This window comes from Novosphingobium gossypii, from assembly GCF_050433305.1.
GTDB lineage: Bacteria > Pseudomonadota > Alphaproteobacteria > Sphingomonadales > Sphingomonadaceae > Novosphingobium > Novosphingobium gossypii.
The window spans coordinates 958,782-982,800 of sequence record NZ_JBNPXM010000001.1; the positions used below are offsets into that span (position 1 = coordinate 958,782).

The following is a 24,019-nucleotide window of genomic DNA, read 5'->3' on the forward strand; positions in this document are numbered from 1 at the left end:
CCTATCCCGCCAGGATCAGCGCAGGCGCCTCGATCAGCTTCCTGAGATCCTGCGCAAAGCTTGCCGCATCCCAGCCGTCTACCACACGATGGTCGCAGCTCATCGAGATATTCATCAGCTTGCGTTTCTCGATCCGCTCGACCCCGTCAGCGCCCTTCACGAACATCGGTCGCTCGACGATGCGGTTGGGACCAATGATGGCCACTTCGGGCCGGTTGATGACCGGCGTGGTCGCCACACCGCCCATCGGCCCGAGCGAGGTGACGGTGATCGTCGAGCCGGAAAGTTCCGACGACTTTGCCGACCCGTCACGCGCGGCATTCGCCAGCCGGGTGATCTCGGCGGCTAGCTGCCACAGGTTGCGATCCTGCGCGTCGCGGATCACCGGCACCATCAGGCCACCCGGCGTCTGCGCGGCCATGCCAAGATGCACCGAGCCGTAGCGCGTCACCACGCCCGCCTCGTCGTCATAATGCGCATTGAGCATCGGGTACTTGGGCAAAAGCTTGCAGATCGCGGTGATGAGGAACGGCAGCATCGTCAGCTTCGGGCGCCCGTCTGCATTGGCTCCGCGCCCGGAGTTCAGCTGCGCGCGCGCCTCTTCCAGTGCAGTGACATCGTACTCCTCGACATAGGCGAAGTGCGGGATGTTGCGCTTGGATGCGGCCATGTTCTCGGCGATGCGGCGGCGCAGGCCGATCACGCGGACCTGCTCGTCCCTGCCCTTCACGCCTGCGGGCTGGAAACCGCCGGTTGCGTTGTAGGACAGGAAGGCGTCGAGATCGCCGTGGCGCACGCGGCCATCCTCGGCGGGGCGCACTTCGGACAGATCGATGCCCAGATCGCGCGCGCGCTGGCGCACCGCCGGGCTGGCCAGGACTTTTGCGTGACTGGTCTGCGGCGCGGGCGTGGGCTTGCGGGCTTCGGCAGAGTCGGCCTGAGCGGGGATAGGCGTGGATTCAGGCGCCTTTTTCACAGGTTCCGCCACGACATCCGCTCGTGCCGAGCTTGCAGAAGCAGCGGTCACTGCCCTGTCCACATCTTCGGCATCGGGCGTCTCCACCTCGATCCGCTCTGCAACAACGTCGGCCTTCGGGGCCGGCGCGCTTTGGTTGCGGGCGCCCTCCTCGTTCCCGGCGCCTTCGACCTCGATCACCACCAGCGGCGAGCCGATGGCGATGACGTCGCCCGCCTCGCCCGCCACTTCGACGACGGTACCCGAAACCGGGCTTTCCATCTCCACCGTGGCCTTGTCAGTCATCATGTCGGCAAGGCGGCCGTCTTCCTCGACGGTATCGCCCACCTTGACGTGCCAGGCGACGATCTCTGCCTCGGCGATGCCCTCCCCGATGTCGGGCAGGCGAAAAATATAGCGTCCCATCCCTTTATTCCTTCATCAGCCGGTCGACCGCTTCGCCGATGCGGACGGGACCGGGGAAATAGGCCCATTCAAGGCTGTGCGGATACGGCGTGTCGAACCCGGTCACGCGCTCCACCGGGGCTTCGAGGTGGTAGAAGCAGCGCTCCTGCACCAGCGTCACCAGTTCTGCGCCGAAGCCGGAAGTGCGGGTGGCCTCGTGTATCACCAGGCATTTCCCCGTCTTCTCCACCGACTTTTCCACAGTCGCGATGTCCAGCGGGACAAGCGTGCGCAGGTCGATGATTTCCGCATCGATGCCCTTTTCGGCCAGCACCGCTTCGGCAACGTGGATCATGGTGCCATAGGACACCACCGTCAGTGCGGCGCCTTCGCGAACGATGCGCGCCTTGCCCAGCGGCGTCTTGTAGTATCCCTCAGGCACCAGACCGCCGGGGTGCCCCTTCCACGTGCGCGAAGGACGGTCGTAATACCCGTCGAATGGGCCGTTGTAGATGCGCTTGGGCTCGAAGAAGATGACGGGATCGTTGTCCTCGATCGCCGCGATCAGCAGGCCCTTGGCGTCGTGCGGGGTGGCCGGAATCACCGTCTTCAACCCTGCGACGTGGGTGAACAGCGCCTCCGGGCTTTGGCTGTGGGTCTGCCCTCCGAAGATGCCGCCGCCAAAGGGAGAGCGGATCGTGATCGGAGAAGTGAACTCGCCCGCCGAACGATACCGCATGCGCGCGGCCTCCGACACCAGCTGGTCAAGCCCGGGGTAGATATAGTCCGCGAACTGGATTTCCGGCACCGGGCGCAGGCCATAGGCGGCCATGCCCACCGCCGCGCCGACGATGCCGCATTCGTTGATCGGCGAATCGAACACGCGGTTGCGGCCGTACTTCTTCTGAAGGCCGGCGGTGGCGCGGAACACGCCCCCGAAATAGCCCACGTCCTCGCCCAGAATGACGATGTCCGGATCGCGGCCCATCATGATGTCGAGCGCGTCGTTGATCGCCTCGATCATGTTCATCTGACGGGTGGGCGCGTCGTGGAGGCTCACGGCGTTTTCCTCTGTCATGCGCCGTCCTCCTTCCATTCAGGCCATTTGGTCTGACGCTCCCGGATGGCCTGCGCGGCCTGCTCCTCAAGGTGCCAGGGCAGTTCCTCGAACACGTCCTCGAACATGGTGTGGAACGGGTGATGCAGGCCGTGACCCAGCACGCCGTTCTTCTCGGCCTCCTTGGTGGCGGTCTTCACCAGTTCCACCAGTTCGCGGTCCATCGCCTCCTGTTGCTCCTCGGACCATTCGCCCAGAGCGATCAGGTGCTTCTTCAGGCGCATGACGGGATCGCCCAGCGGCCATTCCTCACGCTCCTGCGCGGAGCGATAGGCGCTCGGATCGTCCGAGGTGGAATGCCCTTCGGCGCGGTAGGTGAAGTGCTCGATCAGGGTCGGCCCCTGATTGGCGCGGGCGCGGTTGGCGGCCCATTCCATCGCGGCATAGACCGCCAGCGCATCGTTGCCGTCCACGCGAAGGCCGGCGATGCCGTAGCCCGTCGCGCGCGCGGCGAACGTGGTGCGCTCGGCCCCGGCAAAGCCCGAGAAGCTGGAAATCGCCCACTGGTTGTTGACCACATGCAGCACGACCGGCGCATTGTAGACCGCCGCGAAAGTCATCGCCGCATGGAAATCGCCTTCCGCGCTCGACCCTTCGCCGATGAAGGCCGTAGCGATGCGGGTGTCGCCCTTGATCGCGCTGGCCATCGCCCAGCCCACCGCCTGCGGGAACTGCGTGGCAAGGTTGCCGGAAATCGAGAAGAAGCCGTAGTCCTTCGCCGAATACATGATCGGCAGCTGGCGGCCCTTCAGCGGGTCGGCGCGGTTGGAATAGATCTGGTTGACCATGTCCCGCAGCGGATAGCCGCGCGAGATCAGGATGCCCTGCTGGCGATAGCTGGGGAACACCATGTCGTCGCCCGCCAGTGCCATCGCGCAGGCGACCGAGATCGCCTCTTCGCCGGTACACTTCATGTAGAAGCTGGTCTTGCCCTGCCGCTGGCCGCGATACATCCGGTCGTCGAAGGCGCGGGTCAGCGCCATCGTGCGCAGCATCCGCCGCAGCGTGTCGGGGTCGAGGCCGGGGTTCCATGCGCCCACCGCGCCATCGTCATCGCCCAGCACGCGGATCATGTCGGTGGTCAGCGGCCAGGTATCGCTGGCCAGGCAAGTTTCGTCGGGGCGCGCCAGCTTCCCGGCAGGCGGCACGACCAGATGCGAATAATCGACGACATCGCCGGGCCGATAGCGCGGCTCGGGTACGTAAAGCTCCAGCGGCGGGAGATTGCCCCGCCCGCGTCCTGCATTCGGTGCCGTAGTTTCGGCCATTTTCAACCTCTCCCGCCAAAGCCGGGCCGCGAGAAAATTGAGTTTCAAAATTCCACGGTTAAGTCATAATATTTCAAACCTTGGCAATGTCAATCAGACCGCAACTGGCGCGGAGATGTGGCTCTGGGGCGCATATCCGACCACTTCGAAGTCCTCGACGCGATAGTCGAAGATCGAATTGGGACGTCGCAGAATCGCCATCGTCGCTTCGCCCTGAGGCTGGCGGGACAGTTGCTCTTCCACCAGTTCCGCATGGTTGAGGTACAAGTGAACATCACCGCCTGTCCAAACGGCTTCACCCGGTTCCAGGTTGCACTGCTGCGCGATCATCCGCGTCAGCAGCGCCAGTGACCACATGTTGAAGGCAAAGCCCAGCCCCAGATCGCAGCTGCGCTGGTACAGCAGGCACGAAAGGCGTCCGTCGGCGACGTGGAACTGGTAGGTCTTGTGACAGGGCGGCAGCGCCATCGAATCGAGCTCGGCCACGTTCCACCCCTCGATGATGTGGCGCCGGCTGCCGGGATTAGTGCGCAGGCTGTCGATCACCTGCGCCACCTGATTGATGCCGGGACCGCGCCGGAACAGTCCGTCGCCCGCCGGTTCGTAGGTGTCCCAGTCCACCCACTGCTTGCCGTAGACCGGGCCGAGATCGCCCCATGCCTTGGCAAAGGCTTCGTCCGCCACGATCCTTGCGGAGAAGTCCTTGCGGCTGATCTCCTCCCCCGTTTCGCGGCGATAGCGATCCAGCGGCCAGTCGGTCCAGATTTCCACACCCTGCGCGCAGAGCGAGCGGATGTTGGTATCGCCGGTGAGGAACCACAACATCTCGCGCGTGGCGGTCTTCCAGTAGACGCGCTTGGTCGTGAGCAGCGGCATCACGCCGCCCGACAGGTCGAACCGGATGGTCGCCCCGAAGACCGAGCGGGTGCCTACCCCGGTCCTGTCCCGCCGCTCGTCCCCGTGCTCCCAGATGCGGCGCATGAGGTCGAGGTACTGGTGTTCCCAATGCGGAGCGAGGGTCGTGGACGTGATCATGCGACGGGTTTACCGCCCGCCCGCGCAAGGTTCAAAGCGAACCTTTGCGCTCTGTCCACAAGATCGGCTGCGTAAAGCAAAAAACCCAGCGTTTCCGCTGGGTTCTTGTGCTTCACCAGAAGGTGAAAATGGTCGGGGAAAGAGGATTCGAACCTCCGGCCCCTGCCTCCCGAAGACAGTGCTCTACCAGGCTGAGCTATTCCCCGACCGGAGGGGCAATCCGAAGACCGCCCCGGGCAGGAGGGCGCCTATATAGGGCACTTCCGGGGGTGGCAAGGGGCTTTCACGGAAAATATGACGCTCCCGGAAAAAGTCTGCGCAATCACCCGGAACGCAGCAGCTGCACGCCCCAATCCCGCTCGAACAGATAAAGCAGCAGCCGCGCCGCCTCGCCGCGCGGGCCGGACAGGCCGCCGTCGCGCTCGATCAGCAGGCGGGCGTCGTCATGGGCCAGCGGGAGCAGCTTGGTGATCTGTTCCAGGCTGGCGATGCGGAACGGCGTGTCGCCGGACTGGCGCGTTCCCAGCAGTTCGCCGCCGCCGCGCAGTTGCAGGTCTTCCTCTGCCAGACGAAAACCGTCCTGCGTCTCGCGCATCAGGGCCAGCCGCTGGCGACCGGTTTCGGACAGTTGGTTGCCGCGCAGCAGCAGGCAGGTGGACTTGCCCGATCCGCGCCCCACGCGCCCGCGCAGCTGGTGCAGCTGGGCCAGGCCGAATCGCTCTGCCTGCTCGATCACCATCAGAGTGGCGTTGGGCACATCCACCCCCACCTCGATCACCGTGGTCGCCACCAGCAGGCTGGCCTCCCCGCGTGAGAACCGCTCCATCGCCGCGTCCTTCACTTCGGGCCTCAGCTGGCCGTGAACCAGCGCCACGGCATCGCCGAACCGCTCCTTTAGCGCAGCGTAGCGCGCCTCTGCGGCGGCAAGGTCGTCGGTTTCGCTCTCGTTGACCATGGGGCAGACCCAGTAAGCCTGCTGCCCCGTCTCGATATGGCGGGTGAGCGCACCCACCACGTCGTCCATTCGCTCCACCGCGACCACGCGGGTGTCGATCGCCTGCCGGCCCGGCGGCAGTTCGTCCAGCTTGGAGACTTCCATCTCGCCATATTGCGCCAGCGTCAGCGTGCGCGGGATCGGGGTGGCGGTCATCGCCAGCGTGTGCGGCGCCCGGCGGCCCTTGCGCGCCAGCATCAACCGCTGGCCCACGCCGAAGCGGTGCTGCTCGTCGATCACCACCAGTGCGAGGTTCTTGTAAGCCACGCTGTCCTGGAAGATCGCGTGGGTGCCGACGACGATCTGGATCGAACCGCCCAGCAGCCCCATCAGGATCGCCTCTCGCGCCTTGCCCTTATCGCGCCCGGTCAGCAGCGCGATCTCCACGCCGGTGCCCTGCAACATGCGGCTGAGCGTCTCGTAATGCTGCCGCGCAAGGATCTCGGTGGGCGCCAGCAGCGCGGCCTGCGCGCCTGCCTCCACCGCGATCAGCATCGAGGACAGCGCCACCACCGTCTTGCCCGAACCGACATCGCCCTGCAGCAGCCGTAGCATCGGCGATGCTTGCGCCAGATCGCCCTCTATCTCGCTGATGGACCGCGCCTGCGCGCCTGTCAGCGCGAACGGCAGCTTCAGCTTCGCCCGCAGCGAGCCGTCGCCCACCAAGGGCGTGCCACGCTGCGATCGGTTGCTTTCGCGCACCAGCATCAGCGCCAGAGCATTGGCGAAGAGTTCGTCGTAGGCCAGCCGGTCACGCGCGGGTCCGTTGACGCCGCGATGCGCCTCGGTCAGCGCCGCGCGCCAGATCGGCCAGCCCGTTTTGGCTATCAGGCCGGGTTCGATCCATTCCGGCAGATCCGGCAGGCTTTTCAGCGCCTGTGCCACCAGCCCGGCGGCGCGGCCCTGCGTCAGGCCTTCCGAAAGCGGATAGACTGCCTCGCACAGCTGGCCCACCGGCGCGGACGAATCCTCCGATACATGTTCGGGATGCACCATCTGCAGCATCTGGCCGTACTGGTCGATCCGCCCCGCCACCCAGCGCAGTTCACCCACCGGCAGCTGCTTCTTGCCGGTATAGGATGCGCGACCGAAGTAGGTGATGGTGCAAGTATTGCCGATCGCATCCTCGGCGATGATGCGAAACGGACCGCGCCCGCTGGGAGAGCGATGTTCGCGCACCGTCAGCGCCACGATGACGTTCTCGCCGACAGTTGCTTCATCCAGGTTGGTGATCGCGCGCCGCTCCACGAAGCGGTCGGGCAGGTGATACGCAAGGTCGCGTATGCGCGTCAGGCCCAGCTTTTCCAGCGGTTTGCGCAGCTTGGGGCCGACGCCTTCCAGCGCCTCGACTTCGACGAACAGGGAATTGAGAGCTTCGGGCCGCATGATGCCGCGCCTCTTAGCGCGAGTTTATACCGTTTCGCCAGAGCGCCGGGGAACTTCGCCGCCCCGGCACCTGTTGGCGTCATGCATGTGAAGAAGGAGATGCCCATGCTCTTGCCGCACGGAACCGTGTTCGCGATCGTCGATGGAGAGAAATTCGAGCTCTATCGCAATTCCGGCATGGAGAGCGAACCGCAGCTCACCGCCCTCGACACGCCCGACCTTGAGGCCACCAACTACAGCGCGGCGGCTCGGGACCATGACAAGATTTCCCGTTTCCAGTCCGGCGCGCCCAAGGACCGGCTCGACAACATGGAGGAAGCCGCGCACGCAACCGCCGTGGCGCAATGGTTGAACTCGCAGGTGCTCGCGCGCGAGATCGACAAGCTGGTGGTCGTCGCCGATCCCAAGTCTCTGGGCGAGATGCGCCGGCACTATCACAAGGAGCTGTCCAGCGTGCTGGTGGCCGAAGTGCCCAAGAACCTTGCCGGACGGCCTGCGCAGGAAATCATCAAGGTGCTGCACACCTGATGCAACCTTGCCCATGCCCGCGCCGCACGGTATCGGCGCGGGCATGACCGAACTTTCCCCCCGCCTCGCCCGCCTCAAGTTTCGCGCCTGGCATCGCGGCACGCGCGAGGCGGACTACATGATCGGCTGCTTCTTCGACCGCTTTCATTCCGAATGGACGGAATCAGACATCGATCTGTTTGAGCGGATGATCGAGGAAGAGGACGTCGACATCATGGCGTGGGCGCTGGGCACTCAGAGCATTCCCGAAGAATACCGCGGGCCAATGCTCGACCGCATGATGAAGCTCGATTACGTCGAGATCCCGCGCGACTGAACGGGCGTCACAGTCCGCCGAGGATGTGCCCGCCGTCCACCGGGATCACCACGCCGGTCATGTAACGCGATTCGTCTCCGCACAGCAGCCGGAGTGGCCCGTCCAGATCCTCGAACCGCCCAAAGCGCCTCTGCGGGATGCGCCTGGCCATAGCCTCGCCCAGCGGGCTGCTCAGGAAGTCGCGGTTCATGTCGGTGGCGAAATAGCCCGGTGCCAGTGCGTTGACGCGGATGCCATAGCGCGCCAGTTCCAGCGCCATCTGCCGCGTCATCTGCACCACCCCGGCCTTGCTCATTGCATAGACCGCCAGTTGCCCGCCCTGCGCAAGCCCGAGGATGGAAGCGATGTTGACGATCGCGCCGCCCTCTCCCCGATCCCGCATGCCGCGCGCCACCTCGGTGGCGACAAGGAAGGCGCCGCGCAGGTTGGCGTTCATGATGTGGTCGTAATCCTCTACCGTCGCGTCGAGGACCGGCTGCGCACTGGATACGCCGGCGTTGTTCACCAGCACGTCGATATTGCCTGCCTGCGCCACGGCACTGCGGATGCTGTCGGCGTCGGTCACGTCGAGGGGCACGCAAGTGGCATCACCGATCTCTGCCGCCAGTTCCTGCAAAGCGTCCATCCTTCGGGCAGCAAGCACCACATGCGCTCCCGCCGCGCTCAGGACATGGGCGAAGTGTCGACCTAGGCCGCTGGATGCGCCGGTGACGAGTACGCGCTTGCCGTTCATTGCTCCATCCTTCCCGTCGTCCCGGACTTGATCCGGGACCGCTGGCAGGGCACCGACCCGCTCCCGGCCCCACTCTCGGAAGGGCCCCATGCACGATGCGTTCATCTAAAGACCGCCAGCGGTCCCGGATCAAGTCCGGACGACGCCGACGTTGCAAGACGATTGTATTTCGCAACCGGCCCGCATATCCCGCCTTTCACCTCTGTCATGACTGATTTTTCCCGCATCATCACGGCCTCGGCGCCGCTGACCCTCGCCTCGGTCACTCGCGGTTCGCAGCCGCTGGTCATGGCCGACCTTGCCCGCGCCATCGCTGCCAAAGGCCGCGCCGTCTTCGTCGCGGACAACGACCAGGCCATGAGCGCCGTCGCCAGCGCCGCGCAGTTCTTCGCGCCGGAGCTGGAGGTGATAGAGTTCCCCGCGTGGGACTGCCTGCCTTACGACCGCGCCAGCCCTGCCCTGTCGGTCAGCGCCCGCCGCCTAGCCGCGCTTCACGCGCTGCAGCTCAAGCGGCAGGGCCCGCAGTTGCTTGTCACCACCACGAACGCCCTGCTCCAGCGCGTGCTGACGCCGTTCCGCATCCGCGAATCGGTGCGCCTGCTGAAGCCGGGGATGGAAGTGGGCCACGAAAGCCTGATCGCGCTGCTGCGCCGCCAGGGCTACCAGCGCACCGACACCGCGATCGATGCGGGCGAGTTCGCGGTGCGCGGGTCGATCTTCGACATCGTGCCTTCGGGGCTGGAAGGCGGCCTGCGCCTCGACTTCTTCGGGGACGAGCTGGAAACGCTGCGCCTGTTCGATACCGGCACCCAGCGCTCCACGGGCACGATCCCCGATCATCTGCTGCTCCCCGCCAGCGAGGCCCTGCTCGACGACGATACCGTCAAGCGGTTCCGCACCCGCTATCGTGAGATGTTCGGCGCCAACGCCACCGCCGATCCGCTTTATCAGGCGGTCAGCGACGGTCGCCGCCTTGCCGGCATGGAGCACTGGCTCCCGCTGTTCGAGGACCGGCTGGTCACCCTGTTCGACCACCTTGGACCCGACGACCTGATCGTCATGGACAGTGCCGCCCTTGGTGCTGCGGACGAGCGGCTGAACGATATTGCGGACTATCACAAGGCCCGCCTCGACACGTCGGGCCAGAAAGCCGGGTCCTACCGCCCGCTGAAGACCGACGCGCTCTATCTGGGCAAGGACGAATTCGACGAACTGGTGGCCGCCCACCCCGTCCATCGCGCCGATCCCTTCGCCCAGCCGGAAAGCGCGAAGGTCATTGACTTCGGCTTCGGCAATGCCCGCGATTTCACACCCGAACGCGCCCGCGGTGACAATGCGTATGAGGCAGCTTCGAAGCACCTTCACGCCGTTGCCAAGTCGGGGCGAAAGGCGATCCTTGCGGCCTATTCCCCCGGCAGCCGCGCGCGCCTCGTCTCGATCCTCGGCGAAGCACAGGGACCGGAACCGCGCGTAGCGGAAACGTGGCAGGAAGCGCTCGGCCTTGCCGTGCAGGGCCGCTCCGCCGCGCTGGTGCTGCCGCTGGAAACCGGCTTTTCCAACGATGCCGTAGAAGTCGTCACCGAGCAGGACATTCTGGGCGACCGCCTTGTCCGCCGAAAGAAAAAGAAGAAGGATTCCGACGCCTTCCTCGCCGAACTGGCGGCACTGACACCGGGCGATCTGGTCGTCCACATGGACCACGGCATCGGCAAGTACGAAGGCCTGCAGTCGATCCCGGTCGGCAAATCCCCGCACGACTGCGTGATGCTGACGTATGCGGGCGGCGACAAGCTCTACATCCCGGTCGAAAACCTCGACGTCCTCTCCCGCTACGGCAGCGAGGCGGAAGGTGTCGCGCTCGACAAGCTGGGCGGAGAAGCATGGCAGAAGCGCCGCGCCCGCCTGAAGGAGCGCATCCGCGAGATCGCGGGCGAGCTGATGAAGACCGCCGCCGAACGCGCCCTGCGTCAGGCCCCGGCCCTCGTCGCCGACGAATCGAGCTTCAACCAGTTCGTAGACCGCTTCCCCTGGCAGGAAACCGAAGATCAGGAAGCCGCGATCGCCGATACGCTGGAAGACCTTTCCAGCGGCAGGCCCATGGACCGTCTGGTCTGCGGCGACGTCGGCTTCGGCAAGACCGAAGTGGCCCTGCGCGCGGCCTTCGTCGCGGCCATGGCCGGCCAGCAGGTCGCCGTCGTCGCGCCCACCACGCTATTGGCGCGCCAGCACTTCTCTGGCTTTGCGGACCGCTTCAACGGCTTCCCGCTCAAAGTCGGTCGTCTTTCGCGCCTTGTGCCGGAAAAGGAAGCCAAGGCCACGCGTGACGGGCTTGCAGACGGCACCATGGACGTCGTTTGCGGTACGCACGCGATCCTGTCCAAGACCGTCAGCTTCAAGCGCCTTGGCCTCGTCATCGTCGACGAGGAGCAGCGCTTCGGCGTCAATCACAAGGAAAAGCTGAAGCAGTTGCGCGCCGACGTGCATGTGCTGACGCTTACTGCCACGCCCATCCCCCGCACGCTGCAGATGGCGATGTCGGGCCTGCGCGAGCTCTCCACCATCCAGACCCCGCCGGTAGACCGCCTTGCGGTGCGCACTTACGTGATGGAGTGGGATGAAATGGTGATGCGCGAAGCCCTGCTGCGCGAACACCATCGCGGCGGCCAGAGCTTCATCGTCGTCCCCCGCATCTCCGACATGGCCGAGATCGAGGACTGGCTGCACAAGAACGTGCCTGAGGTGAAGTACATTTCCGCGCACGGCCAGATGTCGGCGGGCGACGTGGAAGAGCGCATGAGCGCCTTCTACGAGGGCAAGTACGAGGTGCTGCTCTCCACCACGATCGTCGAATCGGGCATCGACATTCCGCGCGCCAACACGATCATCATCCACCGAGCCGATCGCTTCGGCCTTGCCCAGCTGTACCAGCTGCGCGGGCGCGTGGGCCGATCGAAGCTGCGCGCCTACGCCTACCTGACGACGCCCGCCGACCGGGCGCTGTCCGAAGTGGCGGAAAAGCGCCTGAAGGTGCTGGGCGATCTCGATTCGCTGGGCGCAGGCTTCCAGCTGGCCAGCCACGATCTCGACATTCGCGGCGCGGGCAACCTGCTGGGCGACGAGCAGTCCGGTCACATCCGCGAAGTGGGCTTCGAACTCTACCAGTCGATGCTGGAAGACGCGATCCTGGCCGCGCGCGCAGGCGGCGTCGGGCTGGAGAAGGACACCAGCGGCCTGTCGCCGCAGATCACCGTCGAAGCGCCGATCATGATCCCGGAAGACTACGTGCCGGACCTTGCCGTCCGCATGGCGCTCTACCGCCGCCTCAACGATGCAGAGAGCAAGGACGAGATCGAATCGCTCTCCGCCGAAATGATCGACCGCTTTGGCCCCCTGCCCCAGCCGACCGCGAACCTCGTCCAGCTGATCCAGATCAAGCGGCAGGCGATCGAAGCGCACATCGCCAAGATCGACGTCGGCCCGCGCGGCACGCTGGTCAGCTTCCACAACGACAGCTTCCCCAATCCGGCGGGGCTGATCGCCTATGCGGAAAGACTGAACGGCACGGTGAAGCTGCGGCCCGACAACAAGCTGGTTTTGCAACGCGCCTGGGGCGATCCCAAGAGCAGGCTCAACGGGTTGCTGCAGCTTACCAAGGGGTTGAGTGCGGTGGCGCGGAAGGGGTGATTTATGCAGGGGTTTACCACCCCTGCACCCCGTATATCGTCGAGGTTGCGCGTGCAGGGGCGTTCTCCTCTCATTGCAACGGGTCGGGTCGATGGCGTGCGGCGCTTTTCCCTCACCCCGTCACCCTGAACTTGTTTCAGGGTGTCCTCGGGCAACGGGGCAGCGGCGGGAGTGCAGGCGGCTATGCCTCCCTGCTTTCCTTCTTCCCTTCAGCCCGTGCCAGCTTCGCGAACATCGCCGCACTCATTGGCTGCGCCCTCAGAAAGCCCTGGAAGTACGCACACCCTTCCCGCGCGGCGACTTGGCGCTGGCCTTCTTCCTCGATCCCTTCGGCGATCACTTCAAGGTCGAGAGCCCGGGCCATCGCCACGATGGCGCGCAGGACAGCCACGTCGCGGCGGTCGGTGGTCACGCCGTCGATCATCGAGCGGTCCAGCTTCAGGTAGTGGATCGGCAGCACCTTGAGGTAGCGGAAGTTGCAGAAGCCCGCCCCGAAATCGTCCAGCGCGATGCGGATGCCCTGGGCGGAAAACTCCGCCATCGTCTGCGCCACCATCTCTATGTCGGCGATCAGCGCCTGCTCGGTGATTTCGAGCGTCAACTGCCGCAGGGGAAAGCCGCTTTCCCGAATAAGCTCGAACATCTGGCGGGTGTAGCTGGCGAAGGCGAGATCGGCGGGGGTCACGTTGATCGACAGCCGCAGCTTTCCCGGCCAGTCGCGTGCTGCGAACATCGCCTTGCGCGCAATGTGGCGCGACAGCGGGCCGATGTGGTCCGCTCGCTCTGCAATCGCGAACAGCGCGCCGGCGCCGATGCGGCCAAGATCCGGGTGGTTCCAGCGCGCCAGTGCTTCGGCCCCGGTCAGCCGATCGTCCGCGAGGTTGAACTGGGGCTGGAACAGCACTTCGATCTCGTCCCGGTCGATCGCGACGAGGAGGTCCGCTTCCAGCTGCTGCGCCGAACGGCCGGGCGGAGTCACCTCGCCGTCGGCCCAGGCGAGGCGGGCGCCGGTCTGTTCGTAAGCTTCGCCCAGCGCGTGGCCCAGCCGGTCGAGCATGGATTCCACGCTTTCGCCGGTCAAGGCGCGGATCAGCGCCACGCGCGGGGACAGACGCAGCACGCCCGAACTGACCGGAATGGGCCGCGCGATCATGTCCGCCAGTTGGTCCGCCACCAGCTGCCAGCGCTCGCGGCTGCATGCCTCGTTGGCGATGAGGACGAAGCTGCCGCCCCCCGCCCGCGCCAGCAGCCATGGCCCGTCCAGTTCCTGTTCCGCAAAGTGGCCGATGCGCGCGGCGACTTCCTCCAGCGCGCCGTCGCCCGCAGCCTCCCCATACGCCATGTTGATGGCATCCAGCCGGCGCAGGCTGAGCAGCATGGCGTGGACGTGCGCCAGGTGCGGCATCAGTGCCGGGTCTTCGCGCCATGCGGCAATACGGTCGTGAACCGCCTCAAGCCCGGGGATGCCGGACAGGCGGTCTTCGATCCGCTTGGCCGGATTGCGGACTTTCTGGTTCACTTTGGAGCTGTTCGGTTTTGCGCCCATCGGGTGGCCATAGCCCAAACCCCTTGCAAAACCCTTCAAAATTCTACAGCCGAAACGCCTGCCCGGTCCCGCATTGGGACCGTAAGCCTTTGCAGGAAACGTGATGAGCAACGACTCGAAACTGGCGCTTATCGTCTCGGACAGCGCCAAGGCGCAGGACGGGGCACGGGCGCTGCTCGATTCGCACCCCTGGGTTCCTGCCAACGAGGCCGACGTGCTGGTGGTGCTGGGGGGCGACGGCTTCCTGCTGCACGTCCTGCACGACCTGCTGGATCGCGGCATCAACAAGCCCGTCTACGGCATGAACCTTGGCACTATCGGCTTCCTGATGAACGGCCCGCTGGAAGATGGTGAGACGATGGCCGGGCGGGTGGTCGAGGCGCATCGCGTGCCGGTGCGCCCGCTGTGCATGGATGCGATCACGCAAAGCGGGCAGAAATTCAGCTATTACGCCTTCAACGAAGTGTCACTGCTGCGGGAAACACGCCAGACCGCCAAGCTTGAGATTCGCATCAACGGCCGCGTCCGGATGGAGGAACTTGCGGGAGACGGCATCCTGCTGGCGACGCCGGTCGGCTCCACCGCCTACAACCTGTCCGCACACGGGCCGATCCTGCCGCTGGGATCGCGCATGGTGGCGATGACGCCGCTCAACCCGTTCCGCCCGCGCCGCTGGAAAGGCGCGATCCTGCCCGAGAGCGCGCAGGTGGAACTGCGCATCCTGGAACCCGGCAAGCGCCCGGTCGCCGCCGTGGCCGACCAAAAGGAAGTGCGCGACGTCGCCGTGGTGCGCATCAACGCCACCGCCGAAAAGGAACTGACGCTGCTGTTCGATCCCGGCTTCACGCTGGAAGAGCGGATCTTCGCCGAGCAGTTCCAGGTCTGAGAAAAATTTACGCGCAGGATCAGATTTTTGCGTTCATGGGGTTGCCAAGGCTGAGGAAGCTGTTATTGGCGCACCCCTGCCCGGCGGTGGTAACACTGACAGGCTGCTCCCCGATAGCTCAGCGGTAGAGCATTCGACTGTTAATCGAATGGCCGTAGGTTCGAATCCTACTCGGGGAGCCAACTTCTTCCAGACAGACCGGCACAATCACCCCCTCTGGGGCGCCGCTGTCTTGCGCCCTGCCCTCCAAGGGATCGCCCCCTAGATCAGTCCTTTCGCCCGCAACGAAACATGGCCGCTGCTGCTGATGATGACATGGTCGATGACCGTCACCCCCATCAGGCGCCCTGCTTCGGCGATCCGGTTCGTGAGCGCAATGTCCTCGCTGCTCGGCTCGGGATTGCCGCTGGGGTGGTTGTGGACCAGGATCAGGCCGCAGGCACCGGAATCCAGCGCATGATGAATAACCTCGCGCGGGTGGACGGAAGCTTCGTCGATGGTGCCCTCGCTGATGTGCTCATCGCGGATCAGCTTGTGGTGCGTGTCGAGATAGAGCACCCGGACCCGCTCGCGCTTCAGGTGCGCCATGTCGATCGACAGATAGTCGATCACGGCATGCCAACTGCCGAGGATGGGCTGGTCGCGAATCTGCGCCCGCGCCATCCGCATCGCCGCCACCATCCCGATCTTGATCACGCCTACGCTTGCCGGGCCGACGCCGGGCACCTGCAGCAGGGCGGTGGGATCGGCGTTCAGCACCGCCGGCAGCGATCCGAACCGCTTGATGAGCTTCTTTGCGGTAGGTTTCGTGTCCCCCTTCCTGATCGCCCCGAAGAGCATGAACTCCAGCACCTCATAGTCGGCCAAGGCATCCGCGCCGCCCTCGATCAAGCGGGCGCGCAGACGGGAGCGGTGCCCGATGCCGTGAAACTCGGGATCGGGCTCCTTGTGCGTGCGCGGCGCGCGGTTCGAACCGTGCCGCGATGGGGAAGGCGCAGCGCTTGCCGGCGCCCATTGGGCCGCCACCCCCTCGCGCAGTCTCGACCACAGCCCCCGGCGCGGCTCGGTGCGGCTCTCTTCATAGGACGGTGGGCCGATGGGAACGTCGTTTTTCAAGATGCCGGCCTGCGTGACTGAACTTTCCGCATCGTGAAAACGGCTGCCGCGCTCGTGGCAAATTAACAAACGACAAGCGGGTGCACCTGAAGCCGAAGGACGCGGCCAAGGCAGCGCTGATCCCGAAATCTCCCAACCGCAGACAAGGCTCCCAAACGGGCAGGTTGAGCCTGCGCGGGGCGGAAAACAGCCATTTTTCGGCATGATGCGCCAAATGGGCAAGCGGCGGCGATATGGACGCTCAAACGGGCATCGTGTAACAATTCAGAAATCATAAAGGCCATGGCGGTCCCGGAGCGCGTATGCCGACGATTTCGATCTGCATTCCGACATTCAATCGCGCGGCTTTGCTGATCGAACTTCTGGACAGCATAGTCGCACAGAACATGAATCAGGTCGAAGTCGTCGTCAGCGACGATGCATCGACCGACGATACTGCGCAGGTTCTTGCCCGCTACGGTTCGCGCTTGCCCCGGTTCAGGTATATGCGCCAGCCCTGCAATCTGGGCGTCGATCGCAACGTGGCGGCGGTAACTGCCGCTGCCACCGGCGACTATGTCTGGCTGGTGGGCGACGACGACCGGATCGAGCCGGGCGGCATCCGCCGCGTGATGGAGGCGCTGGAGCGCTGGCCCGACACCGTGGCGCTGACCGTCGGTGTGATCGACTACGACCGGCTCATGCAGGGCATCACCGGCATCCGACCCATGCCGGAAACGCAGACCTTTTCCGGCGCCGGCGCTGCCTTCAGCCGCATCGCCGAGCTGCTCGGCTACATTTCCGCCACCCTGGTGAAGCGGGATGCATGGCAAGTGGCCGCCGCCGACCCACGCGCGCGGGCGATGGACAACCTCTATTCCCCGGTCTTCATTGCCGGCCTTGCAGTGGGCGCACGGGGGACCTGGGGCGTGGTGCGGGAGCCTTGCGTCGGCTTCCGGTCCGGCAACGACCAGCTCAAGCGGCGGGTCGGCTGGCTGGAGCGGCTGCGGATCGACGTGCGCGGCTATGACGAAATCGCGGCCATGCTCTTCCCCCATGATCCCAAGGTGCGCAGGGCAGCCGCACGGCGAATCTTCGATACGCATGTGATTGCGCGCATCGTCAACGCGAAGGCCTGCGGAGAGACGCGCGGCGACACGCTTCAGGCCGCCGCCTACCTGATCCGGCGCTATGCCGCCCAGCCGCGCCTGTGGACGCTGGCGCTGCCGTTGTTGCTGGCACCCGGACGGACGGTGCGGGCGCTGCGCCACGCCTATCAACGGGTGCTGCCGTGTTCCGGGGCAAGGCGGGCGCATCGGCTGACGCTCCAGCGCGCGCAGCCTGCCGCCTAGTTTCTTCCAAGCCTTCCATCGGGAGTATTCGCCATCGGCCTCTTCGGTACCCATGCACGCCCCGTCCCGCTTCCCGACGAGGACGACGCGCCCGGCGACTTCGGCATCCTTCACCCGCTGGGGGCCACATCGCGGCACAGCCTGCACGATCGCCTCGCCGCGCCGGGCATGGCATCGTCCCGCCGCCTTCTGCCGTGCGAGCCTATCCTGCCCACCGCCGATGCGATCGCCCCCTACCTGCGGTTGATCGACAAGGCTCGGATGTATTCCAATCAGGGACCGCTGGTGCGGCTGCTTCAGCAGCGCATGGCCACTTTGCTGAGCCTGCCCGCCGACACGTTGGTGGCGGCAAGCTCGGGCACCGCGGCGCTGACCGCCGCAATCCTTGCCCATGCCGGAGAGGCCAGCACGGAGCGCCCGCTGGCGCTGTGCCCGGCCTATACGTTCGTGGCCACGGCCACGGCGGCGCGGCATTGCGGCTATGAGCCATACCTTGCCGACGTCAGCGCGCAGACGTGGACGCTGGACCCGGATCAGGTGACGCGCCATCCGATGCTGGCGCGCATCGGCGTGGTCATCCCCGTCAGCGCCTATGGGCGCCCCCTGGACGTGGCTGCATGGAGCCGCTTCCAGCAGGAGACAAGTATCCCCGTCGTCATCGATGCCGCCGCCGCGATCGAGGCACTGGCGACCGGGACAATGCGCCCCGAACCCAACGTGCCGCTGGCGCTCAGCTTCCACGCCACCAAGGCGTTCGGCTGCGGCGAAGGCGGTTGCATCGTGTGGTCCGATCCCGCGCTCGCCGCCGACGCGCGGCAGGCCACGAACTTCGGCTTTGGCGATTCGCGCAACAGCACGGCGGCCAGCCTCAACGGCAAGATGAGTGAATATCACGCCGCCGTGGCGCTGGCCGAACTGGACGGCTGGGCGGCCAAGCGCGCCGCCTTCGCCCGCGCTGCGCAGGCCTATCGCGCCGCCGCCGCGCGCGAAGGCCTGCCTGCCGACACGCTCATGGCGCATCCTGACGTGGCTTCGGCCTACATCCTGCACCGACGGCGTGACGCACGATCAGCGGAACGGCTGCGCGTCGCGCTGGATGCGGCTAATATCGAGGCACGGTTGTGGTACGGCCACGGCCTGCACCGGCACGATCACCTCCTGAATGCCCCGCGCGACGCGCTTCCCGAAACGGAGCGCCTTGCGGGGGCCATGCTGGGCCTGCCGATGGGCTGCGGGCTTGGCGCTGCGGACATCGCGCGGGTGGTGGCGGTACTGGCCGCCAATCGCGAGGAGATCGCACCTGAAACCGAAACCCTCGTTCGCGAGCTTTCCGTGCAGGGCTAACCCGCCGTCGGCACCGGCAGGCTTGCGTAGAGGAGCGCGGCCTGCTCGTCCCACCGATGACTGGCAGCCATCGCCCTGCCCGCTGCGATCATGGCGGTGCGATGCGGGGAATCGTCCAGCACGGATCGCACCGCACGCACCAGCGAATCGATGGACAGCGGATCGCAGTATACCGCGCTCGTGCCGCAGCGCTCCCACATCGGGGCGATGTTCGACACCACCACGGGGCATCCGAAATGCGCCGCCTCCACCGGGGGCAGCGGGCAGGCTTCGTAGAGCGAGGGAAACAGCATGACCCGCGCCTTGCGATATATCCGCGAGAGGCGCTGCGCATCGTTGATCTGCCCGAGGAAGTGGATGCGATCGGCGACGTCCGGCGGCACCGGCCGATCCGGCTGGCGCAGGACATGCCCCGATGCGCCGACGAACACGAAGTGGAGCCCGTCCTCCCGCGCCAGCCGGATCGCTGCCGCCAGCGTCCTGCCGAAGTTCTTGCGATGGGAAAGCGACCCCACGTAGAGGCCGAAGGGCTCGGTCGGCAAAGCATCGGGCGCGGCTTCTGCCCCGCCCGCCCCGACCGCCTCTGCCGTCAGCACGCACTCGCCGCTCCAGCCGCCGTTGGGCGCCACGGCCAGCCGTGCCCCAGCAGCGGGGCTGAGCGCCGTCAGGCGTTCGCACTCGGTTTGCGACACCGTGAATATCCGGCGCGCCCGCTGCATCACCAAGGGCAGCATCCAGCGATGCGCCAGCCGATACCGCAGCGTGTATGCGCCCGGATGATCCAGGAACGACACATCGTGGATCATCACCGCAACCGCCACATCGCGGCGCAGCAGCGACAGCGCGGGCGCACTGTTCCCCAGGCACAGCAACGTGCCGTTCCGCGCGCGGATGGGGAGGTCCATCTGCTCCCAAAGCACACCCGTGCGGCGCCCGACGACCTCGACCGGGATATGGCGCAGCGCCAGTTCCTGCACCCACGGCCCCGGCGGCACCATCAGCACGACATCGGCGGTCACTTCGCCCCGCCCCGCCATGGCGTCGATCTGGCGCGTGATCTCCCCCGCGACGCGCTGGACGCCGGTGGCCTGCTGCACCACGAACCGGCCATTGATGAACAGTCGCGGTCGCTGGAGACGCGGATCGACCGCTGCTGGCCGCGCAGTTCTGCCTGAAAGCCGACGCGATGCGCCATCCGGGTTCAGCATTTCACGAAGCCATGGAAGTTCTGCCATCGCTCGATCCGTATTTCTGGCAGGAAGCCGCTGTCGCCCGGCATCTTCATTCGCCGATCCGCCATGGCGCTCCAACGGCTCTTAGGGGGTACGCCCGAGGGGTGCCCGACACCAAAGTGATAGGCCCTTCATCGCAGTGGTCGTCGTCCCGGCGGCGCAGGATAAGGTTGCGGATTACCGGTGTCCGGTCGTTTCGCTGGACAGAGCCGCGTTCGGTCGAGGTGCGCCATGCAGGAAATCCATTCATCGAAAGACAGGACGCAGGGCCGGTTGCCAAAACGGCGCGGCGCGGCGTGCGCAGAGCTCGATTATCGCCAGTTCGCGCTGGTTTCGCAGCAGCTGACGGCAAGCTATGCGCGGCTGTCGGCGATGGGCATGCCGCAGCACGCGGTCGCCACCGCCATGCTGGGTGCCACGGTCAACCTTTACGAATGCTTCGGCATGACGGCAGAGTTGCCGGCGGTCCTGCGCGCGCTGGCAGACCGGCTTGAACAGTCGGGAGTACCCCTTTCGTAGCGCCCCCTTTGCGCCTCTTCGCCGCCTGCGGAGGATGGCATAACCTGCGGGAAGACAAGGCGGACTTCCCCTTCCTGCCATATTTCCATGGCGGGCTGGGCAAGCGAGCGGCGACTGCAAGGATGCCAGATGACGCTCGCCGATACGCCGACCCTCGACCGATCCCGGCGTTCCCCACTGCTGCCCGCAGCCCCTCTGCAACAGGTGGAGAGTGGCGCGCAGCCGCAGGCGCGCCCGGCCTTCAACCATCGCGTCGGCATCTTCAACGTCAAATACAGCCCCAATCTGGGCGACGGAATCATCGCGCAGTGCCTGGAAGGCGAGCTGCGGCGCGCCGATCCGCGGATCGTGCCGACATCGATCGACCTTGCCGGACGCAGCGGCTTCGACACCGGCCACGGCAAACATCGCGCCCGGCTGCTTTCACTTATCGAGCGCCTGCCCCGCCCCCTCCGTGCGCGACTGGTTCCAGCGCTGCTGGTCACGCTGGTGCGGCTGCGCCTGACGCCGCGCTGGCAGACGCAACTGAGCGCCTGTGACAGCGTGGTCATCGGCGGCGGAGCGCTGTTCCAGGATGTCGACCAGAACTTCCCGGTCAAGCTGGCGGAAGCCTTGCGGCTGGCCAATGCGCGCGGGCTGCCGGTTGCCGTCGCCAGCGTAGGTGTTACCGGGCACTGGTCTCAGGCAGGGCGCAGGCGGCTGGTATCGCGGTTGAAAGCGGCGCGGATGGTCGGGCTTTCCGTGCGTGACACCGCCTCTGCAGGCACATGGCGGTCGGTGATTGGCGTGGGCGAAGCGGCGATTGCGCCCGATCCCGGCCTGCTCGCAGCATACCATTACGGTCTGCCCGCCACCGAGCCGCGAACCCGCCCGCGCGTGGGCTTGTGCGTCACAGCGCCGCTTGCGCTGCGGCTGCACCACGAAGGCGCGCACGACGACCGCCATCTGGAAGTCTGGACCACGGCCCTTGCGCGGCAGCTGTCGGCGCTTGGCAACGATGTGGTGCTGTTCACCAACGGCAGCCCCGAAGACCGCCTGTTCCGCGACCGGATCAGGACGCGGCTGGGGGATGACCCGGCGATCCGCTTCGCTCCCGACTTTGCCGTGCCGCAGGACCTCGCCCATTGCCTGGCGACCTGCGACTGCGTGATGGCGCATCGCCTGCATGCTTGCATCGTCGCTTACTCCTACCGGGTGCCGACCGTCGGCTTTGCGTGGGACGGCAAGCTGCGCAGCTTCTTCGAGCAGACCGGGCGAGGTGATTTCGTGATCGACCCGCGCGAAGCCAGTCCGCCGCACACTGCCGAACTTGCCATCAAAGCGATGGCGCAGGGCGTCGATCCGCAGCGGCACGGCGAACTGCTGGACCGCGCGGGCACCGCCATCCACACGCTGGCAGGGCAGCTGGTCGGCGCGCGATGATCGAGCGTATCGTCGTCATCAACGACCTGTCCCGGCCCCAGGGAGGCGCGTCGCAACTGGCGCTTGAATCGGCCGTCCAGTTCGCCCGCCGGGGGCACCGGGTGACGCTGCTGTGCGGCTCGGGCGACGATCCCGCACTGGCTGAGCAAGGCATCGAGGTGGTCGCGCTGGGGCAGGAACGGCTGCTTGAGGGCAACCGCGCCGTGGCGATGCTGCGCGGGCTCTACAACCGGCCTGCCGCTGCGATGGTGCGTAACTGGATCGCGCGCAACGATACACCGCGCACCATCTATCACGTCCACGGCTGGTCGCAGATCCTGTCGCCCGCGCTGTTCAACGGGCTGCTGCCGGTGAAGGCGCGCACGCTGGTCCATGCCCATGACTTCTTCCTGACCTGCCCGAACGGCGCGATGTTCCACTTCGGCAAGGACGCCCCCTGCCCTGCAACGCCGATGAGCGCCGCCTGCATTGCATCCGCCTGCGACCGGCGCGGCAAGGCATCGAAGGCCTGGCGGCTGGCGCGGCAGGGCATACAGAATGCAGCGCTGGCGGACTTTCCCATGCCGATGCTGCTCATCCATGCCGGCATGAAGCGCTACTTCGCCCGCTCCGGCATCGCGGCGCAGGACATGGCCGTGGTGCCCAATCCGGTGCGCGCGTTCGTGCCGGAGCGTGTGCCTGCCGAGAACAACCGCACCGTGCTGTTCGTCGGGCGGCTGGAAGCGACCAAGGGGATCGACCTTGCCGCCGAAGCCTGCCGCCGCGCGGGCGTGCGGCTGATCGCGGTGGGCAGCGGCGCGCTGGGAGACGAGCTTGCCCGGCGCTATCCCGAGATGGACTGGGTGGGGCGGCGCGACCATGCCGGGATCGGCGCGCTGGCGGCGAAAGCTCGCGTTGCGGTCATGCCCAGCCGCCACATCGAACCGTTCGGCCTGGCCGCCGTCGAAGCGCTGTGGAGCGGCATCCCCGTCATCGCGTCCGCCGATTCGCTGCTGGCGTCCGATATTGTCGGCGCGGATGCGGGCATGGCCCTCAATCCGCGCGATCTGGATGCCTTTGCGGCGGCATTGCGCACGATGTTCGACGACGATGCCCGCACCCGTCGCATGAGCATCAACGCGCATGAACGCACCGGCCATCTGGCACTGGAGCCAGACCAGTGGATCGACGCCCTGCTGGATGCTTACGCCGGCTATCTGGAAGCGGGCCGCACCGGACTTGCCGCCGCCGTCCAGCGTCATGTCGCGCCGGGGGATACGGTCGCCGCGCCCGCGCGCCCTTCGCCAAGATTGGTCCCGCAGACTCTGGCGGCGATGGAGGAAGGTTGAGGAATGCGCATCCACGTCGTCTTTGCAACTCTGGGCCGGGCGTCCCTGCTGGCGCACACGGTGGACCGCATGGCCGACCAAACGCGCCGGCCGGACGGCGTTCTGGTTTCCGCCACCGCGCCTGCCGACTTCGATGGTTTCGGACGGGCGGCACCGATGACGCAGGTGGTCCTAGGCCCGCGCGGCCTGTGTCGCCAGCGCAACAACGCCCTGCGCCATCTTGCGGGAGAGAGCAATGTCATCGTCTTCCTAGACGACGATTTCGTGCCGCATAACGACTACCTCGCTGTGATCGAGGAGACGTTCCGCGATCCCGCGATCGTCGGCGCTACGGGCGACCTGCTGGCAGACGGCATCCACGGAGACGAAATCCCCTTCGATCAGGCGGCCCGGCGGCTGGACGGCCATGATCTGCCGGTGCATGCGCACCTGCGACCCCGACGCGCGCTGTACGGCTGCAACATGGCGATCCGCCTGTCGGCAGCGGAAGGCCTGCTGTTCGACGAGGCACTGCCCCTGTACGGGTGGCAGGAAGACATCGATTTCACCGTGCAACTGGGCCGCCGGGGACGGCTGGTTTCGGGCGATCGGCTGACCGGCATTCACCTTGGCACCCGCAGCGCGCGGTCGCCGGGCAAGCGGCTGGGCTATTCGCAGATCGCGAACCTCGTCCATCTGTGGCGCAAGGGCACGATGCAGCCCAGCCTGGGCCAACGCCTGCTGTTGCAGAACCTTGCGTCCAACGCGCTGCGCAGCCTCTTTCCCGAATCGCATATCGACCGGCGCGGGCGGCTGCTGGGCAACCTCATCGCCATCGCCGATCTGACCACCGGCCGGATCGATCCGCGCAAGGTGGAACGGCTGTGACCGCTGC

At 66.3% G+C, this 24,019-nt stretch carries 19 protein-coding genes and 2 tRNA genes; 11 read left to right on the forward strand and 10 right to left on the reverse strand.

What is annotated here, in order from left to right; genetic code table 11:
* Window position 1 precedes the first annotated feature (1 nt).
* The 6 genes from GGR40_RS04890 to recG form a co-directional block, all read right to left on the reverse strand.
* Window positions 2-1,381 (reverse strand): dihydrolipoamide acetyltransferase family protein, encoded by a 1,380-nt coding sequence (locus GGR40_RS04890; RefSeq protein WP_429275044.1) that lies wholly within the window; start codon window positions 1,379-1,381, stop codon window positions 2-4.
* A 4-nt stretch (window positions 1,382-1,385) separates the two neighbouring features.
* Entirely contained in the window at window positions 1,386-2,438 is a 1,053-nt protein-coding gene (locus GGR40_RS04895) for an alpha-ketoacid dehydrogenase subunit beta (protein WP_429275045.1), read from the reverse strand.
* Window positions 2,435-3,745 carry a thiamine pyrophosphate-dependent enzyme gene (locus GGR40_RS04900; RefSeq protein ID WP_429275046.1) on the reverse strand — a complete coding sequence of 437 codons (1,311 nt, stop codon included), beginning with the start codon at window positions 3,743-3,745 and terminating at the stop codon, window positions 2,435-2,437. The genes GGR40_RS04895 and GGR40_RS04900 overlap by 4 nt, the downstream gene beginning before the upstream one ends.
* A gap of 93 nt (window positions 3,746-3,838) precedes the next feature.
* Complete coding sequence (gene thyA / locus GGR40_RS04905) at window positions 3,839-4,780, reverse strand: thymidylate synthase (RefSeq protein ID WP_429275047.1); 942 nt, start codon at window positions 4,778-4,780, stop codon at window positions 3,839-3,841.
* A gap of 129 nt (window positions 4,781-4,909) precedes the next feature.
* Window positions 4,910-4,986 (reverse strand) — tRNA-Pro (locus GGR40_RS04910).
* Window positions 4,987-5,102: 116 nt separating this feature from the next.
* Window positions 5,103-7,160 (reverse strand): ATP-dependent DNA helicase RecG, encoded by a 2,058-nt coding sequence (gene recG / locus GGR40_RS04915; RefSeq protein ID WP_429275048.1) that lies wholly within the window; start codon window positions 7,158-7,160, stop codon window positions 5,103-5,105.
* 105 nt (window positions 7,161-7,265) lie between these two features.
* Between recG and GGR40_RS04920 the strand changes: the two genes are divergently transcribed.
* Together GGR40_RS04920 and GGR40_RS04925 are read left to right on the forward strand one after the other, a co-directional pair.
* Complete coding sequence (locus GGR40_RS04920; protein WP_429275049.1) at window positions 7,266-7,688, forward strand: baeRF12 domain-containing protein; 423 nt, start codon at window positions 7,266-7,268, stop codon at window positions 7,686-7,688.
* A gap of 43 nt (window positions 7,689-7,731) precedes the next feature.
* The gene (locus tag GGR40_RS04925) at window positions 7,732-8,004 is read left to right on the forward strand and encodes an FAD assembly factor SdhE (RefSeq protein WP_429275050.1); all 273 of its coding nucleotides are present in this window, start codon (window positions 7,732-7,734) and stop codon (window positions 8,002-8,004) included.
* 7 nt (window positions 8,005-8,011) lie between these two features.
* Here GGR40_RS04925 and GGR40_RS04930 read toward each other — a convergent pair whose 3' ends face one another.
* Window positions 8,012-8,737 carry an SDR family oxidoreductase gene (locus GGR40_RS04930; protein ID WP_429275051.1) on the reverse strand — a complete coding sequence of 242 codons (726 nt, stop codon included), beginning with the start codon at window positions 8,735-8,737 and terminating at the stop codon, window positions 8,012-8,014.
* Window positions 8,738-8,944: 207 nt separating this feature from the next.
* On the opposite strand from GGR40_RS04930, the gene mfd reads away from it, so the two are divergent.
* On the forward strand, window positions 8,945-12,421 hold the full coding sequence (gene mfd / locus GGR40_RS04935; protein ID WP_429275052.1) for a transcription-repair coupling factor: 3,477 nt from the start codon (window positions 8,945-8,947) through the stop codon (window positions 12,419-12,421).
* A gap of 181 nt (window positions 12,422-12,602) precedes the next feature.
* On the opposite strand, the gene GGR40_RS04940 is transcribed toward mfd, so the two are convergent.
* Complete coding sequence (locus GGR40_RS04940) at window positions 12,603-13,967, reverse strand: EAL domain-containing protein (RefSeq protein WP_429275053.1); 1,365 nt, start codon at window positions 13,965-13,967, stop codon at window positions 12,603-12,605.
* Between the two features lie 103 nt (window positions 13,968-14,070).
* Here GGR40_RS04940 and GGR40_RS04945 point away from each other — a divergent pair, with 103 nt between their 5' ends.
* Both GGR40_RS04945 and GGR40_RS04950 read left to right on the forward strand, forming a co-directional pair.
* The gene (locus GGR40_RS04945; RefSeq protein WP_429275054.1) at window positions 14,071-14,853 is read left to right on the forward strand and encodes an NAD kinase; all 783 of its coding nucleotides are present in this window, start codon (window positions 14,071-14,073) and stop codon (window positions 14,851-14,853) included.
* Window positions 14,854-14,960: 107 nt separating this feature from the next.
* Window positions 14,961-15,035 (forward strand) — tRNA-Asn (locus GGR40_RS04950).
* Between the two features lie 79 nt (window positions 15,036-15,114).
* On the opposite strand, the gene radC is transcribed toward GGR40_RS04950, so the two are convergent.
* A complete protein-coding gene (gene radC / locus GGR40_RS04955) occupies window positions 15,115-16,038 on the reverse strand; it encodes a RadC family protein (protein ID WP_429275055.1) in 924 nt (307 codons plus the stop codon).
* Between the two features lie 233 nt (window positions 16,039-16,271).
* Between radC and GGR40_RS04960 the strand changes: the two genes are divergently transcribed.
* Together GGR40_RS04960 and GGR40_RS04965 are read left to right on the forward strand one after the other, a co-directional pair.
* On the forward strand, window positions 16,272-17,300 hold the full coding sequence (locus tag GGR40_RS04960) for a glycosyltransferase family 2 protein (protein WP_429275056.1): 1,029 nt from the start codon (window positions 16,272-16,274) through the stop codon (window positions 17,298-17,300).
* 168 nt (window positions 17,301-17,468) lie between these two features.
* Window positions 17,469-18,644, forward strand: a complete 1,176-nt coding sequence (locus GGR40_RS04965) for a DegT/DnrJ/EryC1/StrS family aminotransferase (RefSeq protein ID WP_429275057.1) — start codon at window positions 17,469-17,471, stop codon at window positions 18,642-18,644.
* On the opposite strand, the gene GGR40_RS04970 is transcribed toward GGR40_RS04965, so the two are convergent.
* Window positions 18,641-19,879, reverse strand: coding sequence for a glycosyltransferase family 4 protein (locus GGR40_RS04970; protein ID WP_429275058.1), 1,239 nt, complete (start codon window positions 19,877-19,879; stop codon window positions 18,641-18,643). The genes GGR40_RS04965 and GGR40_RS04970 overlap by 4 nt on opposite strands.
* Window positions 19,880-20,107: 228 nt before the next feature.
* On the opposite strand from GGR40_RS04970, the gene GGR40_RS04975 reads away from it, so the two are divergent.
* The 4 genes from GGR40_RS04975 to GGR40_RS04990 all read left to right on the forward strand — a co-directional run bounded on the left by GGR40_RS04975 (window position 20,108) and on the right by GGR40_RS04990 (window position 24,012).
* Complete coding sequence (locus tag GGR40_RS04975; protein ID WP_429275059.1) at window positions 20,108-20,395, forward strand: hypothetical protein; 288 nt, start codon at window positions 20,108-20,110, stop codon at window positions 20,393-20,395.
* Window positions 20,396-20,524: 129 nt separating this feature from the next.
* Complete coding sequence (locus GGR40_RS04980) at window positions 20,525-21,817, forward strand: polysaccharide pyruvyl transferase family protein (protein ID WP_429275060.1); 1,293 nt, start codon at window positions 20,525-20,527, stop codon at window positions 21,815-21,817.
* On the forward strand, window positions 21,814-23,145 hold the full coding sequence (locus tag GGR40_RS04985) for a glycosyltransferase family 4 protein (protein WP_429275061.1): 1,332 nt from the start codon (window positions 21,814-21,816) through the stop codon (window positions 23,143-23,145). The genes GGR40_RS04980 and GGR40_RS04985 overlap by 4 nt, the downstream gene beginning before the upstream one ends.
* Window positions 23,146-23,148: 3 nt before the next feature.
* Window positions 23,149-24,012 (forward strand): glycosyltransferase family 2 protein, encoded by an 864-nt coding sequence (locus tag GGR40_RS04990; protein WP_429275062.1) that lies wholly within the window; start codon window positions 23,149-23,151, stop codon window positions 24,010-24,012.
* The last annotated feature ends 7 nt before the right edge of the window (window positions 24,013-24,019 follow it).